We start from the raw sequence: 15,843 nt of genomic DNA on the forward strand, positions 1-15,843 counted from the left end.
TAAAATGCAAGGTAAACCAAACAGTTAGTGATTATTCGTATTCATTTTAAAGTAGTACTTTTACATTTACTATTTTTTTAGAACCCATGCTCGTTAATAGCTAATACAATACGACTATTTTAGACAAGAATCAACATTTTAAGCCTTTATTTGAGCAAGGATTGATCATACCTATTTATATTTTTCCCTCTTTTTTAGCCTTGGCACGGAACTTGCATTAATACTATTGTAACCTGAAAAAAAGGATTGCGGGTATTCTTGAAAGGCTGGCTTGAAAGCTATTTAAGAGTTTTTTCCAACAGAGCTCTTAGAGTACAAATTTTATAAAATGGGGGATAAAAATGAATTTTAAATTGACAGAAGAACATGAAATGATTCGAAAAATGGTTCGTGACTTTGCTAAAAATGAAGTCGAACCTACAGCTGCACAAAGGGATGAGGAACAGCACTTTGACCGCTCCATTTTTGACAAGATGGCTGAGCTTGGATTAGCAGGTATACCATGGCCGGAAGAGTACGGTGGCATTGGCAGCGATTTTTTAGCTTACTGTATTGCCGTTGAAGAATTATCACGTGTGGATGCATCTGTTGGAGTTATGCTATCTGCACATACCTCACTAGGGGGATGGCCTGTTTATAAGTTTGGGAATGAAGAACAAAAGCAAAAGTATTTGCGTCCAATGGCCCAAGGGGAAAAAATTGGTGCATACGGATTAACAGAGGCTGGAAGTGGTTCTGACGCAAGTGGAATGAAAACCACAGCCCGCCTTGAAGGAGATCATTATTTACTCAATGGATCCAAAATTTTCATTACAAACGGCGGTGTCGCTGATATTTATATCGTGTTTGCTAGTACAGATCCCGCACAAAAAACAAAAGGAATTACTGCATTTATTGTTGAAAGTGATTTCCTAGGATTCTCAATTGGAAAGAAAGAAAACAAGCTCGGCATTCGTTCATCACCTACAACGGAAATCATTTTTGAAGATTGTAAAGTTCCTGTTGAAAATGTATTAGGAGATGTGGGGGAAGGTTTCAAAATTGCGATGATGACACTGGATGGAGGACGCAATGGGATCGCTGCCCAAGCGGTCGGGATTGCACAAGGAGCACTAGATGCTGCCACTAATTATGCAAAAGAGCGCGTGCAATTCGGGAAGCCGATTGGTGTGCAACAGGGAGTGGCATTTAAGCTGGCTGATATGGCTACAAATGTAGAAGCTGCAAGGCTGTTAACTTATCAAGCTGCATGGCTTGAATCAGAAGGTCTTCCATACGGTAAAGAATCAGCGATGTCCAAGCTTTTTGCCGGTGACACAGCGATGAAAGTAACGACGGAAGCGGTTCAGGTATTCGGAGGCTATGGATATACAAAGGATTATCCAGTTGAAAGATACATGCGTGATGCGAAGATTACACAAATATACGAGGGTACTCAAGAAATTCAACGCTTAGTTATTTCCCGGATGCTCACTAAATAGGAAAAGCCTGTAGCGTTTGAATAAGACCAGTTCAAGGGGATTACCCTCAAGAACTGGTCAGGTATTATTAGCCGGAAGGAGCCATTCGGGTAACTAAGAACCGGTATTGGTGACCGTAATTAGAAGTTTTTTTTGCAAGAGGACGCCAAACCAAATGAGGAGGAATAGATATGAATATTTTTGTGATCATGAAACGCACCTTTGATACAGAAGAAAAAGTCATCATCAAAGCTGGTCAAGTTAGTGAAGACGGTGCCACCTTTATTATTAATCCTTATGATGAATATGCGATTGAAGAAGCCCTAAAATTAAAAGAAACCCATGGCGGAGAAGTAACGGTCGTAACAGTTGGGGAAGAAGAAGTTGAAAAGGAACTTCGAACGGCACTTGCCATGGGGGCTGACAAAGCCGTTCTTATCAATGATGAAGACGTTGCAAAAGGTGACCAATTCTCCACTGCGACTATCTTAGCTGCTTATTTAAAAGATAAAGAGCCTGATATAATCTTGGCCGGGAATGTAACCGTAGATGGCGGAACCGGACAGGTAGGACCTCGCCTTGCTGAAGAGCTTGGAATTTCAGCGGTAACAATGATTACGAAGCTTACGGTAGACGGGAATAAAGCAACAATTGAACGCGATCTTGAAGGTGATCTTGAAATAGCAGAAGTAGCTCTTCCCGTACTTGTTACTTGCCAGCAGGGCTTAAATGAACCTCGTTATCCTTCTTTACCGGGAATCATGAAGGCGAAGAAAAAGCCGCTGGAAACATTGGAATTGGATGATTTAGATTTAGATGAGGATGACGTTCAAGCAAAAATAAGCTCGGTAGACATCTTTTCACCACCTGCAAAAGCAGCGGGGAAAGTACTTAAAGGGGAAATCAATCAACAAGTGAATGAACTTATTCGGTTGCTTAGAACAGAAGCGAAAATCATTTAAACGGAGGAGATTATATTGGAAAAGAAAGTATTGGTTTTCGGAGAAATTCGCGATGGTGAATTGCGCAATGTTTCTTTTGAAGCAATCGCTGCAGCTAAGCAGGTTGCGGACGGAGGGGAAATAGTAGGGGTACTTCTTGGGGGTAATGTTAAAAATTTAGCAAATGATCTCATTCATTATGGTGCCGATCGTGTCATAACCGTTGAAAACGATCAGTTACAATCGTATACACCGGATGCCTATTCCCAAGCAATAATGCAAGTTATCACTGCAGAAAAGCCGGAAGCATTCATTTTAGGACATACGGCAGTCGGAAAAGATCTATCACCCCGTATCGCGGCAAAACTTAAATCAGGATTAATCTCAGATGCAGTAAGGCTTGAAACAGATGATAAAGAGGTTACATTCATTCGCCCGATTTTTTCTGGTAAGGCCTTCGAAAAGCTCGTCGTTCGAGAAGGGCTTATTCTGGCAACGATTCGTCCTAATAATATTGATCCACTAGCGAAAGACGGATCCCGTACAGGGGATGTGGTATCAATGGATGTGGAAATCAAAGATTTACGAACCATTATTCAAGAGGTTGTTCGTAAAACAGCAGGTGGTATTGATCTTTCGGAAGCAAAAATAATTGTTTCTGGAGGGCGGGGTGTAAAAGGCAAAGATGGATTTAAGCCGCTTCAAGAATTAGCCGATTTATTAGGAGGCACAGTGGGTGCTTCCCGTGGAGCATGTGATGCCGAGTACTGCGATTATTCCCTCCAGATTGGTCAAACAGGTAAAGTGGTTACACCGGATCTTTATATTGCCTGTGGGATTTCGGGAGCTATCCAACACGTTGCAGGAATGTCAAACTCTAAAATCATTGTGGCCATTAACAAGGATCCGGAAGCTAACATCTTTAGTATTGCTGACTACGGGATTGTTGGCGACTTGTTTGAAGTATTGCCATTAATGATTGAAGAGTTAAAGAGTATAACTGTTAGCTAACCTAATAGATAGTTTGATCCCAAGAAAGATGTGATGGGGGTTAAGCTACTACTACTTACTTAAAGGGGATTTAAATGAAAGCGTTACTTTTAGTAAATATAATTCTATTCATGATCGTAACTGGCTACGCGATTTACCTATTTGCTACACTTGTAAAAACCCGTATTCAGTATATAAAGCTAGGAAAAAAAGCGGAGTTTAACCGGACGGTGAAAGAACGAATCAATGCCCTGTTTGTCAATGTGTTCGGACAAAAAAAGCTCCTCAAAGACAAAAAGAGCGGTGCGATCCATGTCATGTTTTTCTATGGCTTCCTGCTTGTCCAGTTTGGAGCGATTGATCTTATTTGGAAGGGTCTTGCTCCTGGATCTCATCTTCCATTAGGCCCACTTTACCCGGTCTTTACTTTTTTTCAGGAAATCATTGTCTTAGTCATTCTAGTTGGTGTTTATTGGGGTTTTTACCGCCGTTATATTGAAAAACTTGTTCGTCTAAAACGAGGGTTTTTGGCTGGGCTTGTCTATCTATTATTAGCTGGCTTAATGATTTGTACATTATTCGCAAATGGAATGGAATTGGTCTGGCATGGACATGAGGCAACATGGTCAGAACCAATTGCTGCAGCCATTTCTATGGCTTTCAGCTGGCTGCCGCAAATGGTTGCTGGAGCTCTGTTCTTTGTATTTTGGTGGGGACATCTCTTATTCTTACTGGCGTTTTTAGTGTATATTCCACAGGGTAAGCATGCCCACTTAATTGCTGGGATTGCCAATGTTTGGTTAGGTCGTACACATAAGGTCGGTCAATTATCAACGATTGATTTTGAAGACGAAACCCAAGAAGCTTTCGGAGTCAGTAAAATAGAAGAATTTAATCAGAAACAGCTGGTCGACCTTTATGCCTGTGTTGAGTGTGGACGATGTACAAGCATGTGTCCGGCAACTGGAACAGGAAAAATGTTATCACCACGGGAATTAATTTTAAAGCTGCGCAATCATTTGACAGAAAAAGGAGCAGCCGTTACCTCAAAACAGCCATGGCTACCGGCGTCCTTGTTTCAACAAACACGTGGTAATCAATTAGCATTACAAGGATTAGGAGCAAGTGAAGCAGCCGCCGCCCTGGAAACGGATATCAGTTTAATTGGCGATGTCATTACAGAGGAAGAAATTTGGGCCTGTACAACTTGCCGCAACTGTGAGGATCAATGTCCCGTTATGAATGAGCATGTTGATAAAATTATAGATTTGCGCCGCTACCTTGTTTTGACAGAAGGGAAAATGGATCCTGATGCCCAGCGTGCGATGACAAACATTGAACGGCAAGGGAATCCATGGGGGATAAACCGAAAGGAACGGCAAAATTGGCGTGATGGTCAGGAACATATCAATGTCCCAACAGTAAAAGAGCTGAAAAAACAAGGAGAAGAATTTGAATACCTGTTCTTTGTGGGCTCAATGGGTTCCTATGACAACCGAAGTCAAAAAATTGCCCAAGGCTTCGCACATGTGCTGAACCTGGCAGGTGTGAAGTTTGCTATCTTGGGTAATGAAGAAAAGAACTCCGGGGATACACCACGCCGAATCGGTAATGAGTTTTTATTCCAGGAGTTAGCCAAAGCCAATATCGAAACCTTTAAAAAATACGACGTTAAAAAGATTGTGACCATCGATCCTCATGCCTATAATACGTTGAAAAATGAATATCCTGAATTTGGCTTAGAAGCCGAAGTTTATCACCATACTGAGTTGCTTTCCCAATTGATAAGAGAGGGAAAATTAACGCCAAAAAATCAAGTGAACGAAGCGATTTCTTTCCATGATTCTTGTTATTTGGGGCGCTACAACGAAGTGTATGATGCACCTCGTGAAATTTTAAAAGCAATTCCAGGAGTTAAGCTTGTTGAAGCGGAACGGAATCGTGAAACAGCAATGTGCTGTGGTGCTGGAGGGGGACGCATGTGGATGGAGGAAAAGGCAGGCACCCGTATTAATATAGCTAGAACCGAACAGCTACTTGAAGCAAACCCAACGATGATTGCCAGCGGATGTCCATATTGTTTAACGATGATCAGTGATGGAACAAAGGCAAAAGAAGTTGACGATAAGGTTCAAACTTTAGATGTTGTGGAAATTTTAGAAAGATCACTCGTTTAAATGGTGTTATCAGGTTGTTTATGACCAGTGATAACAAAATGATAATCATCCAAATGAGAACGCTCATATAAACCATCATGAATAGAGAGGAGAGTTTGCTTTTTGATTTTTGAATATTCGAAAGATTGTTAGTGCATATCACGAATAAAGAAAATGGGGGAATTCATTGATGAAAATTCAAAAGGTCATGGTAGTGGGTTCGGGTCAAATGGGCAGCGGAATCGCACAAGTACTTGCACAAACAGGCTACCAGGTGGTAATGAATGATATGAAAGAAGAATTTGTTCAAAGAGGATTGGCGAAAATCACAAAGCAGTTGGATCGTGATATCCAAAAAGGACGGAAAACGGATGAAGAGAAAGCAGCGCTTCTTTCCAGAATAGAGGTTTCATCGAATCTAGAGGATGCAAAAGACGTCCAATTGGTGATTGAAGCTGCGACAGAAAATAAGGAGATTAAGCTTGAGATCTTCCGCAAGCTGGATGAAATAGCACCCGAAAATACTATTCTCGCTACGAATACCTCTTCCCTGCCAATAACAGAAATTGCTGCAGTAACAAGAAGGGCTGAGAAGGTGATTGGGATGCATTTCTTTAACCCTGTTCCAGTTATGAAACTAGTGGAAGTCAATAGCGGACTGGCGACATCAGAAGAAACATTTTCGATTGTTGAAGATCTGGCTAAGGAAATGAAAAAAGTGCCCGTGGCTATTAAGGACTTTCCAGGCTTTGCTGTTAACCGAATTCTGATCCCAATGATTAACGAGGCAATCTACACCGTATATGAAGGGATATCCACTCCGGAAGGAATTGACGAAGTGATGAAACTCGGTGCCAATCATCCAATGGGACCGATAACACTTGCAGATTATATTGGGTTAGACACGTGCCTGGCGATCATGGAAGTATTGTATGAGGGGTTTGGAGATCCCAAATATCGCCCATGTCCGCTGCTAAGAAAATATGTTGAGGCGGGCTGGCTTGGCGTCAAATCAGGACGTGGATTTTATGTCTATAACTAAAGGAGAGAAATAATGAGAGAATTTAACACGATTGAATGTACTGTCGCTGAAAATGTTGCTGTTATTACGATTAATAGGTCCAAGTTTTTAAATGCTCTAAATACAGAGGTCTTGACGGAACTGTCAGAAGCAATCGACTTGATTGACAAGGATTCCACTGTCCGTGCTGTGATCGTGACCGGAGCCGGAGAAAAAGCATTTGTTGCGGGGGCAGACATATCGGAAATGCAAAATAAAGATGTATTGGAAGCCCGCGAATTTTCTTCCTTAGGGAATAAAATCTTTTCAAAACTTGAGAACTTAAAAAAGCCGGTCATTGCTGCAGTAAACGGTTTCGCTCTTGGTGGCGGCTGTGAATTGGCAATGGCGTGTGACATTCGGATTGCCGGTAATAGGGCAAAATTTGGTCAGCCTGAAGTAGGACTTGGGATTATGGCAGGTTTCGGCGGCTCCCAGCGTCTTGCCCGACTTGTAGGTGCAGGCATTGCTAAAGAAATCTTGTTTACTGGTGAAATAATCAATGCCGAAAGGGCCTATGAAATTGGACTTGTCAATCGGATTGTCGATACCTCTGAAGTGCTCGAGGAAGCAAACAAATTGGCGAAAACGATTGCTTCCAAGTCTCCACTAGGAGTCTGCTTCAGCAAGAAAGCAGTAAATGAGGGCATAAATCTTGACCTTGAAAGAGCATTGTCCTTAGAAGCGGAATTATTTGGTACACTTTTCTCTACTAAGGATCAGTCAGAAGGAATGTCAGCATTTTTGGAAAAACGCGAGCCAAGTTTTAAAGGGGAATAATAGAATTTTAAAGTAAAAAAGAATGGAACAAAGAAAAAGAGAAGATTGTCTAAATCGTAAAAATAGGAAAATAGACTTTCAATAACAAAAAAATGTAAAAAATTCCTATTTATCTCTTTTTGAATGTAAATCAAGGGAGAGAAAGTGATGAGTTTTCAAGAGATGTATAAAGCAAAAGTTTGCACTGCAGAAGAAGCTATTCGTTTTGTTGAGCCTGGGGAGGGAATTATTTTTCCGATTAATCCTGGAGAGCCACCTGCATTGCTTGAGGCTCTTTCCACTAATAAGCGTCTCCATGGGAATACTCTTTACCGGATGCTTCCTGGGTATCCGATCCTTAATGTAGATCCGGAAACGATCAAGCAAGTATCCATATTCCTTAGTGCCTACGACCGTAAAGCATTCGGGGAAGGAATAACCGATATGCTTCCTAACCATTTTTCCGACATACCTTCATTATTGAAGCTAGCAACATCAACAACCAAACGTGTAATTATGGCAGCCGTTTCTCCAATGGATGAGGATGGGTATTTTTCACTCGGGACAAGTGTCAGCTATGTTGGACCATTGTTGGGTGACTCCAAATCCATCATCCTTGAAGTTAATAATAATATGCCACGGACATTTGGCGATCAGAACCGGATCCATATTAGCGAGGTAACAGCATTTATTGAACATGATTTTGATTTACCCTCGATTCCGGATCCTATTCTTAATGAAAAAGACATGAAGATTGGTCAAACGATTGCAGACTTAATTCATAATGGCGACACGGTTCAAATTGGTTTTGGGTCAATGCCCAACGCCGTAATCGAGTATTTGAAAGGACACCGTGAACTTGGAATCCATACAGAAATGCTTCCTGACAAGGTTGTCGATTTATATGAAAACGGTGTTATTACGAATATGAATAAAAAAATCTTTAAAGGAAAAACAACAGCAACTTTTGCTCTTGGTTCCAGAAAATTGTACGATTTTATGGATAATAATAAGGATATTCTCATGTTGCCTTGCAATGTTTCCAACGATCTCAGAAACCTATCTCAACTAGACAATCTTGTTTCGGTAAATTCTACCGTCGAGGTTGATTTCCTTGGGCAGTGCAATTCAGAAACGATTAACGGAAAATACTATTCATCTACTGGTGGACAGGCCGATTTTGCAAAAGGAGTACGAATGACAGAACATGGACGGGGAATCATTTGTCTCTATTCAACAGCCAAAAATGATACCATTTCAAAAATTGTTCCAATGCTGCCTCAGGGGGCGGTTGTGAGTACATCCAAAAATGATGTTGATACCATTGTTACTGAATATGGAAAAGCTGAACTAAAAGGAAAAACTGTTCAAGGCCGCACAGAGGCACTAATAAAAATTGCTCATCCGAATTTTAGGGAGCAACTTACCTTTGACGCCATAAAGCGCGGTTTTCTTCCTCAAAAAAACTTTTTTATGATTTAGCTCCCAAAGAAACGATTACATTAAATGGTGTAATCGTTTTTTATTTACGACAAACTTCTTAAGGCCGGTTAAACCGTCTCCTAAATTTTTTTGTTAGAATATGACGAATTGCACCCGAAACATATACTAAATCTAATAATTGAAACTTTAACTAGAATGAGCCGTATAAATATAAACTAGATTAAAAGGAGAGGGAAGCAATGTTCCTAGCAGAACTTCAGCCTGAGGAGAAAGTAGCGTTTCTTGAATTAGCCTCGCTGATTGCATCAATTGACGGAAAGCTATCAATATATGAAAGTTTTATTATTGAAAAATATCAAAAGGAAATGCGACTTGAAAATTATGCAATAAAGGGTCTCGATCTTGAAGATATTCTTAAGAGATTCAAAAGTGAACGAACGAAAAATATCGTCCTAACTGAAATCCTTCAGCTTATTTTTTCTGACGGTGTTTTTCAGGAACAAGAAAGAGAATCCGTCCGGCTAATAAAGACATATTTCGGATTCGATCCAAAAGAATATGGAAGTTTCAAGGAATGGATAATGAAAATAAAAGAACTAGAGAAATTGGTAGAATAATAAGATCGATTAGCTTTTTCTACATAGTTTTTTCTACTGGAGCCTTTCAAGGAATTTTCAATAGAAAGATATTTGTCAATATGCTAAAAAGAGACCAATTATCCCACTTTAAAAGCCAGTCACAGGACTGGCTTTGTTTCATCGAAGAAAAAGTTTTACTGATTTAATTCAATGGAATTAGGTGGTGAGACATTGCTTGCTTCAGGTACCCGAAGGAGAATGGCTCCACCAATAATAAACAAAATAATGAGACTGAACACCCCGCTGTTTGTACTGCCTGTTAGTTGCGCGGTGACACCAACTAAGAATGGTCCCAAAATCGCGGCAAATTTATAAAAGATATTGTAAAAGCCAAAGAACTCATTCGCATTTTCTTTTGGGACCAATTTTGCAAAATAGGCACGGCTAAGAGCTTGGATTCCACCTTGTGAGGAAGCAACCAGCATAGCCAAGATCCAAAAATCCAGGGTGGTTTTTAAGAAGTAGGCATACGTACAAATAACAATATAAACAAATATACCAACGAGCAGCATCGTTTTTCCTTTGAATTTTTCTGCTAGCTTGCCGTATAGAATCGCAAAGGGTGCAGCAACAACCTGTGTTGCAAACAGAATGATAAGGAGATTTTGTGAACTGATTCCTAAATCTGAACCATAGGTGGTTGACATGGTAATAACGGTATCGACTCCGTCAATGTAGAAGAAATAAGCTAATAGAAACAGAAATAAAGGGCGGTATGTTTTAATATCTTTAAGCGTTTGCAGCATTCGTTTGAAGGAGCTCGAAATGGGATTCGCTACCCGCTCAATATAATAGTTTTGTTCGACATTTTTGAGCATCGGGATCGTAAATAAGCCCCACCAGAGTGCTGTAATCGCAAATGCAGCCTGACTAGCAGTCGTAACTGATAACGGGATAATGTTTTGTTGAGACAAAATAATAAAGGCAATGCTGATGATAAAAGGAATGGTGCTACCAATGTAGCCCATCGCAAATCCTCTTGATGAAATCCGGTTCATTCGCTCCTCTGTTGTTACATCAACTAGAAAAGCATCATAGAAAATATTTGCCCCTGCAAAACCAATAACGGTGATCATATAACAGATTAATAAAATCAGCCATTGATTATTCGGCACAATCACAAGCAGCAGGGTAAACACAATTCCCAGACCAAAGAAAAAGGTGAAAAATCGTTTTTTAAATCCTTTATAATCCCCAATCGTCCCTAAAATCGGTGCACAAATCGAGATTAGCAGTGTGGCAAGAGAGTTAGCATAGCCCCAATAGGCGGTAGAAGTAGACGCAGCAAGACCAGCCTCTTTAGCAGACGCCTTGAAGTACAATGGAAAGATAGCGGTTGTGATCAGAAGAGAATACGCGGAATTTGCCCAATCGTAAAAAACCCAACTCTTTTCTTGCTTTGACAGCTTGCTCATTCGGTTTCCCCCTTTATCAATTAGTTGCTGCAAATTTAGAAAACAAATCTAGAAGCTAAATCGTTAATAACTCCTCTATGATTCTTCCATCTGTGTCGCCCAAGCTTACTCCTAACAACCTTGCCAACGTTGGTCCTTCATCAATGAGGCGGATGGAAGGAAGGGTGATCGGCTGAATACCAGTAAGACGGTTCATGGGAACCTCCGTAATTTTCTGACAATTTGATTGTACTATAATAATAGGGAGTTTGAATTTATTTTTCTTGTTAAGAGGAGATTTTCTTAAGTCTGTTCATTCATATTTTTGTTAGTGGGAGCCAATTTGCTGAACTGTATAATGGAAAATTAGTTTTTGTTCCAAATAGAGGAATAAAAATCTTGTTAAAGGAAAAAGGAAACGCTATCATCATCATTAGAAAAGATTGAAAATTTTGACTTTATTTCAAAATCTTTTTTAGCAAAAAACAAACGAGGAGGAATATATTATGACGGTTGAGTTAAGTATGCTTGTACCACATGCTCCAAGTCTTTGCCACGAGGATCAAGTACCAGATTTTCAGCAAAACATAGTTGGAGGTTTTAAAGAAGTGGCGAAGGAAATTGCCCAAATAAAGCCGGATGTAATTGTTTTAGTTACTTGTCACTGGCCGTCTACTTTTGCCCATTATGTCGACTGTAATCCAGCTCATAAAGGGCTCCTGACTGCAACAGAAGCCCCAGATATGATTAAAGATATTCCCTATCATTATCCGGGGGATGAAGCATTAGCAATGAAATTAGTTCAAGCAGGAAAAAAGGCCAATCTGGCGGTAGAAGGGGTATATGACCCACATTTCGTCTGGGATTATGGTACAGTTGTGCCTTTACGATATCTCGTTCCAAATGAAGATATTCCTGTGATCAACCTGTCTGTTACGTTAGCTGCTAATCTTGAAGAAACATATCAGTGGGGTCAAGAAATCGCTAAGGTTTTAAATGAATCGGAAAGGAAGATTGTTTTTGTCGCAAGTGGTGCCTTATCCCATAACCTAGTACGTGGAAGACACAATAAGCCAACTCTTTCTGAACATGCCCTTGATAAAGCGTTTGTCGAGTTACTGATGAACAAAGATTATAAAGCTGCCTATCAAATGCTGCCGCAATATGCAAGTATGGCAAAAGTTGAATCAGGCGGCCGCCATTTAGCAATGCTTTTAGGGATCGTTGATGAAGAGTGTGCACCAGTTTATTTTGCAGACGGACAATCATCCGGCAGCTGGAATCCTCTAATAACATTTGGTAAAACAAAGGTTTCTAGTATGAAAGAAAATGTGGAACAAGAATATGTAAAGTAATAACAATTTATGTTTCTTTATTAAAAAACAGCTGTTTAAGAGAACGAATCCTCTTCAAACAGCTGTTTTTCATCTTCTAGGTAATTTTAAAATAATAGCCTGTGAATAACCTTGAATGAAGTTTATCAACGTCAGGCGCCAGCGCCCAGAGACTAGTGTACATCGCTAAGCTGGCGCTTTCGCTTATGTTTTTTCGTTTTCTTATCGACAATATTCCCTTTTTCCATTTTTAAACTTTTTAATCATTTACGAAGTTTGCTCAGTACCAAACAACGAGAAACTCTTCACTTCTTTCTATGTATTATTAAGGTAAATAAATTTCTTTTAGCTTGTTTAGTCGAGGACTAACATTATCGATCATCTAAATTACTCATATTTTTTTTAAAAGTTTCTATTTTTGACAAAACTTTAAAAACTAATAGTGAAAGTAATGAAAACGCTATTTCGGAAAATGTGTCGATTGCTGTCGAGAAAATTCAAAAAGTTGGCAAGGTTTTGATGCTAGTATAATTGTAAAAGGTAGTTAGAAATAATACCGAATTAGTAAGGGAACGGTTCTTGCTTCCCACGGAAAAAATACAAGAGAACCGTCCCCTAGAAAAGGCAGGTGAAGAGAAATGGTATCACATCCAACAGATTATCAGCTGCACCTATTCCATGAAGGTTCTTTATTCCAAAGTCACGAATTATTTGGTGCTCATATTGAAAAAAGTAATTCAGGGGCAAATACACGCTTTTGTGTTTGGGCACCAGAGGCAAGGAATGTAAGAATAGTAGGAGATTTTAATAGCTGGAATGGAGACGGGTATGACTGTAAGAAGATCAATGATGAGGGTGTCTGGTCATTGATTGTTGAAGGGGATTTAACAGCTGCTCTATACAAGTATGAGCTTTTTACACCGGCTGGTGAAAAAATTTTAAAGGCTGATCCCTTTGCATTTTATTCTGAAGTACGTCCGAATACCGCCTCGATTGTTTATCCATTGGAAGGGTATAAATGGAATGATAACCAATGGCTCCGAAAAAGGGAAAAGAATCAAACAAAATCACAACCAACTGCCATTTATGAAATCCATCTGGGCTCATGGAAACTGGCTCCGGATGGGGAACTGCTTACTTATCGGCAATTGGCTGATGAACTAATTCCTTATATCCTCTTACATGGATATACTCATATTGAACTATTACCCTTAACAGAGCACCCACTCGACATATCCTGGGGTTACCAGGGAACAGGCTATTTCTCAGTAACAAGCCGTTTTGGAAAACCACATGACTTTATGTACTTTGTTGATCAATGCCATCAGAACGGAATAGGCGTCATCCTTGATTGGGTGCCAGGACACTTTTGTAAGGATGCACATGGTCTGTATTGTTTTGATGGAAGTTATGTCTTTGACTATCAAAATCCAAAGGATCGAGAAAATTTGGTCTGGGGTACGGCAAATTTTGACCTTGGAAAAACAGAGGTTCAAAGTTTTCTTATTTCTAATGCATTGTTTTGGCTTGAACAATACCATATTGATGGATTTAGAGTGGATGCAGTGGCAAATATCATCTATTGGCCAAATTCACATCTACAGGTAAATCCATATGGTGTAGAGTTTTTAAAGAAATTAAACACAGCTGTTGCTGAGAGTTTTGCTGGTGTATGGATGATTGCTGAAGATTCTACCGACTGGCCAAAGGTAACGTCGCCACCTGAGGACGGTGGTTTAGGATTTACATACAAATGGAATATGGGCTGGATGAATGACATGTTAAAGTACATGGAAACCGATCCATCTGAACGAAAATATCATCATAATAAAGTGACCTTTTCGTTGCTGTATGCATTTACTGAATCGTTTATCCTGCCTTTTTCTCATGACGAAGTAGTACATGGGAAAAAATCACTTCTTAACAAAATGCCGGGCGATTATTGGCAAAAATTTGCTCAATTAAGATTGCTCCTAGGGTATATGACGTCGCACCCAGGCAAGAAATTAACCTTTATGGGAACAGAACTTGGTCAGTTTTCCGAATGGAAGGATAAAGAACAGCTTGATTGGAATCTGCTCGATTACGATATGCATGAAAAGCTTAATTTGTTTGTCAAAGAACTTTTAAAAGTCTATAAACGGTCGAAGCCTCTCTATGAACTTGATCATGTATACGAAGGATTCGAGTGGATTGACGCAAACAATGCCGAGCAATCTGTTTTCTCCTTTATAAGGAGGGGGATCAAAGCAGACGATTATTTACTCATTGTTTGCAATTTTACACCACAAACCTATTCAGGTTATCGAATTGGGGTACCTGGACCGGCATCGTACCGGGAGATTTTAAATAGTGATGCACAGGAGTTTGGCGGTTCAGGTGTGGAAAATAAAAAAGTAATGAATACTGAAGAAATTAGCTTACATGGAAGATCTTATTCAATTGAAATGAACATTTCTCCATTTGGAATAGCCATTTTACGTCCAGTTCATAAAAGAAAGGGGAAAGTAATTGATGCAAAAGAAGAAAGTGGTAGCAATGCTGCTCGCAGGGGGACAAGGAAGTAGACTAAATACATTGACAAAGGATCTCGCTAAGCCTGCGGTACCGTTCGGAGGAAAATATCGGATTATCGATTTTCCATTGAGTAATTGTACAAACTCTGGAATTTATACAGTGGGTGTGTTAACACAATACCAGCCCCTTATACTTAATTCATATATAGGCATTGGTAGTGCTTGGGACCTGGACAGGAAGGATGATGGGGTAACGGTCCTTCCACCATATACAGCTTCAAAAGAAGTTAGATGGTATACAGGCACAGCTAGTGCAATTTTTCAGAACATAAACTACCTTCATCAATATAACCCGGATTATGTACTGATTTTATCTGGTGATCACATCTACAAAATGAACTACGAATTGATGCTTGATCATCATATTGAAAAAGGTGCAGATATGACTATTTCTGTGATTGAAGTGCCTTGGCACGAAGCAGATCGGTTTGGAATCTTGAATACGGATGAAGATTTGCGAGTAGTTGAATTTGATGAAAAACCAAAAGTGCCAAAAAGCAATCTGGCATCGATGGGCATATATATATTCAATTGGAAGGAACTTGAAAAGTATTTATTGTTGGATAACGAAAGTGCAGACTCGAGCCATGATTTTGGGAAGGATATTCTTCCTTTAATGCTAAAGGATGGGAAAAAGTTATTTGCATATCCTTTTAAGGGGTATTGGAAGGATGTTGGAACGGTTAAAAGCCTTTGGGAGGCCAACATGGATTTGTTAGATGAAAACTGTGAGCTAAATTTGTTTGATCAAAGTTGGCGGATTTATTCTGTTAACCCAAATCAGCCGCCACAGTTCCTAAGTCAAGATGCGAGTCTGATAGATTCGCTTGTTAACGAGGGGTGTATAATCGAAGGAAATCTTACAAGATCGGTAGTTTTTCAGGGAGTAACAGTTAAAAAGGGCACTGTGCTAAACGAAGCAGTTATTATGCCAGATGCGGTAATCGGCCGAAATTGTATCATTGAAAAAGCGATTGTATCATCGGGACTTGTTGTACCGGATGGGGCGGTCATCCGTCCAAGAAACGAAGGAGAGATTCTGCTTGTTTCTGAAGAAACACTTGCGGAAATCGTATCTAAATAAACGACAGA

13 protein-coding genes are annotated in these 15,843 nt (G+C 39.8%); 11 read left to right on the plus strand and 2 right to left on the minus strand.

Annotated features, from left to right (window positions below; all coding sequences use genetic code 11):
* The first annotated feature begins 341 nt into the window (after positions 1-341).
* From JN080_RS10300 to JN080_RS10335, 8 genes are all read left to right on the plus strand, one after another.
* Positions 342-1,481, plus strand: a complete 1,140-nt coding sequence (locus JN080_RS10300) for an acyl-CoA dehydrogenase (RefSeq protein ID WP_256235894.1) — start codon at positions 342-344, stop codon at positions 1,479-1,481.
* A gap of 170 nt (positions 1,482-1,651) precedes the next feature.
* A complete protein-coding gene (locus JN080_RS10305) occupies positions 1,652-2,422 on the plus strand; it encodes an electron transfer flavoprotein subunit beta/FixA family protein (RefSeq protein ID WP_256235895.1) in 771 nt (256 codons plus the stop codon).
* Between the two features lie 15 nt (positions 2,423-2,437).
* Complete coding sequence (locus JN080_RS10310) at positions 2,438-3,412, plus strand: electron transfer flavoprotein subunit alpha/FixB family protein (protein WP_256235896.1); 975 nt, start codon at positions 2,438-2,440, stop codon at positions 3,410-3,412.
* A gap of 74 nt (positions 3,413-3,486) precedes the next feature.
* A complete protein-coding gene (locus JN080_RS10315) occupies positions 3,487-5,568 on the plus strand; it encodes a (Fe-S)-binding protein (protein WP_256235898.1) in 2,082 nt (693 codons plus the stop codon).
* Positions 5,569-5,737: 169 nt separating this feature from the next.
* Positions 5,738-6,589, plus strand: coding sequence for a 3-hydroxybutyryl-CoA dehydrogenase (locus tag JN080_RS10320; RefSeq protein WP_256235900.1), 852 nt, complete (start codon positions 5,738-5,740; stop codon positions 6,587-6,589).
* A gap of 12 nt (positions 6,590-6,601) precedes the next feature.
* Complete coding sequence (locus JN080_RS10325; protein ID WP_256235901.1) at positions 6,602-7,387, plus strand: enoyl-CoA hydratase-related protein; 786 nt, start codon at positions 6,602-6,604, stop codon at positions 7,385-7,387.
* A 147-nt stretch (positions 7,388-7,534) separates the two neighbouring features.
* Positions 7,535-8,848, plus strand: coding sequence for an acetyl-CoA hydrolase/transferase family protein (locus JN080_RS10330; protein WP_256235902.1), 1,314 nt, complete (start codon positions 7,535-7,537; stop codon positions 8,846-8,848).
* A gap of 200 nt (positions 8,849-9,048) precedes the next feature.
* Complete coding sequence (locus tag JN080_RS10335; protein ID WP_256235903.1) at positions 9,049-9,426, plus strand: hypothetical protein; 378 nt, start codon at positions 9,049-9,051, stop codon at positions 9,424-9,426.
* Between the two features lie 155 nt (positions 9,427-9,581).
* Here JN080_RS10335 and JN080_RS10340 read toward each other — a convergent pair whose 3' ends face one another.
* Positions 9,582-10,862, minus strand: a complete 1,281-nt coding sequence (locus JN080_RS10340) for an MFS transporter (protein ID WP_256235904.1) — start codon at positions 10,860-10,862, stop codon at positions 9,582-9,584.
* A 55-nt stretch (positions 10,863-10,917) separates the two neighbouring features.
* Complete coding sequence (locus tag JN080_RS10345) at positions 10,918-11,058, minus strand: hypothetical protein (protein ID WP_256235944.1); 141 nt, start codon at positions 11,056-11,058, stop codon at positions 10,918-10,920.
* Between the two features lie 289 nt (positions 11,059-11,347).
* On the opposite strand from JN080_RS10345, the gene JN080_RS10350 reads away from it, so the two are divergent.
* The 3 genes from JN080_RS10350 to JN080_RS10360 all read left to right on the plus strand — a co-directional run bounded on the left by JN080_RS10350 (position 11,348) and on the right by JN080_RS10360 (position 15,835).
* Complete coding sequence (locus JN080_RS10350; RefSeq protein WP_256235905.1) at positions 11,348-12,196, plus strand: DODA-type extradiol aromatic ring-opening family dioxygenase; 849 nt, start codon at positions 11,348-11,350, stop codon at positions 12,194-12,196.
* Positions 12,197-12,813: 617 nt separating this feature from the next.
* Complete coding sequence (gene glgB, locus JN080_RS10355; RefSeq protein ID WP_256235906.1) at positions 12,814-14,742, plus strand: 1,4-alpha-glucan branching enzyme; 1,929 nt, start codon at positions 12,814-12,816, stop codon at positions 14,740-14,742.
* On the plus strand, positions 14,690-15,835 hold the full coding sequence (locus tag JN080_RS10360) for a glucose-1-phosphate adenylyltransferase (RefSeq protein ID WP_305473902.1): 1,146 nt from the start codon (positions 14,690-14,692) through the stop codon (positions 15,833-15,835). Before glgB ends, JN080_RS10360 begins: the two co-directional genes overlap by 53 nt.
* Positions 15,836-15,843: the final 8 nt, after the last annotated feature.

The sequence above is a fragment of the Bacillus sp. EB600 genome, assembly GCF_024494385.1.
GTDB lineage: Bacteria > Bacillota > Bacilli > Bacillales > Cytobacillaceae > JAEVLT01.

What these genes read in the sequence shown, in the direction of transcription:
- JN080_RS10340 (WP_256235904.1), bottom strand. Translation starts at nt 10,862, where the DNA reads ATGAGCAAGCTGTCAAAGCAAGAAAAGAGTTGGGTTTTTTACGATTGG.
- glgB (WP_256235906.1), top strand. Translation starts at nt 12,814, where the DNA reads ATGGTATCACATCCAACAGATTATCAGCTGCACCTATTCCATGAAGGT.
- JN080_RS10305 (WP_256235895.1), top strand. Translation starts at nt 1,652, where the DNA reads ATGAATATTTTTGTGATCATGAAACGCACCTTTGATACAGAAGAAAAA.
- JN080_RS10320 (WP_256235900.1), top strand. Translation starts at nt 5,738, where the DNA reads ATGAAAATTCAAAAGGTCATGGTAGTGGGTTCGGGTCAAATGGGCAGC.
- JN080_RS10315 (WP_256235898.1), top strand. Translation starts at nt 3,487, where the DNA reads ATGAAAGCGTTACTTTTAGTAAATATAATTCTATTCATGATCGTAACT.
- JN080_RS10325 (WP_256235901.1), top strand. Translation starts at nt 6,602, where the DNA reads ATGAGAGAATTTAACACGATTGAATGTACTGTCGCTGAAAATGTTGCT.
- JN080_RS10345 (WP_256235944.1), bottom strand. Translation starts at nt 11,058, where the DNA reads ATGAACCGTCTTACTGGTATTCAGCCGATCACCCTTCCTTCCATCCGC.
- JN080_RS10360 (WP_305473902.1), top strand. Translation starts at nt 14,690, where the DNA reads ATGCAAAAGAAGAAAGTGGTAGCAATGCTGCTCGCAGGGGGACAAGGA.
- JN080_RS10335 (WP_256235903.1), top strand. Translation starts at nt 9,049, where the DNA reads ATGTTCCTAGCAGAACTTCAGCCTGAGGAGAAAGTAGCGTTTCTTGAA.
- JN080_RS10350 (WP_256235905.1), top strand. Translation starts at nt 11,348, where the DNA reads ATGACGGTTGAGTTAAGTATGCTTGTACCACATGCTCCAAGTCTTTGC.
- JN080_RS10300 (WP_256235894.1), top strand. Translation starts at nt 342, where the DNA reads ATGAATTTTAAATTGACAGAAGAACATGAAATGATTCGAAAAATGGTT.
- JN080_RS10330 (WP_256235902.1), top strand. Translation starts at nt 7,535, where the DNA reads ATGAGTTTTCAAGAGATGTATAAAGCAAAAGTTTGCACTGCAGAAGAA.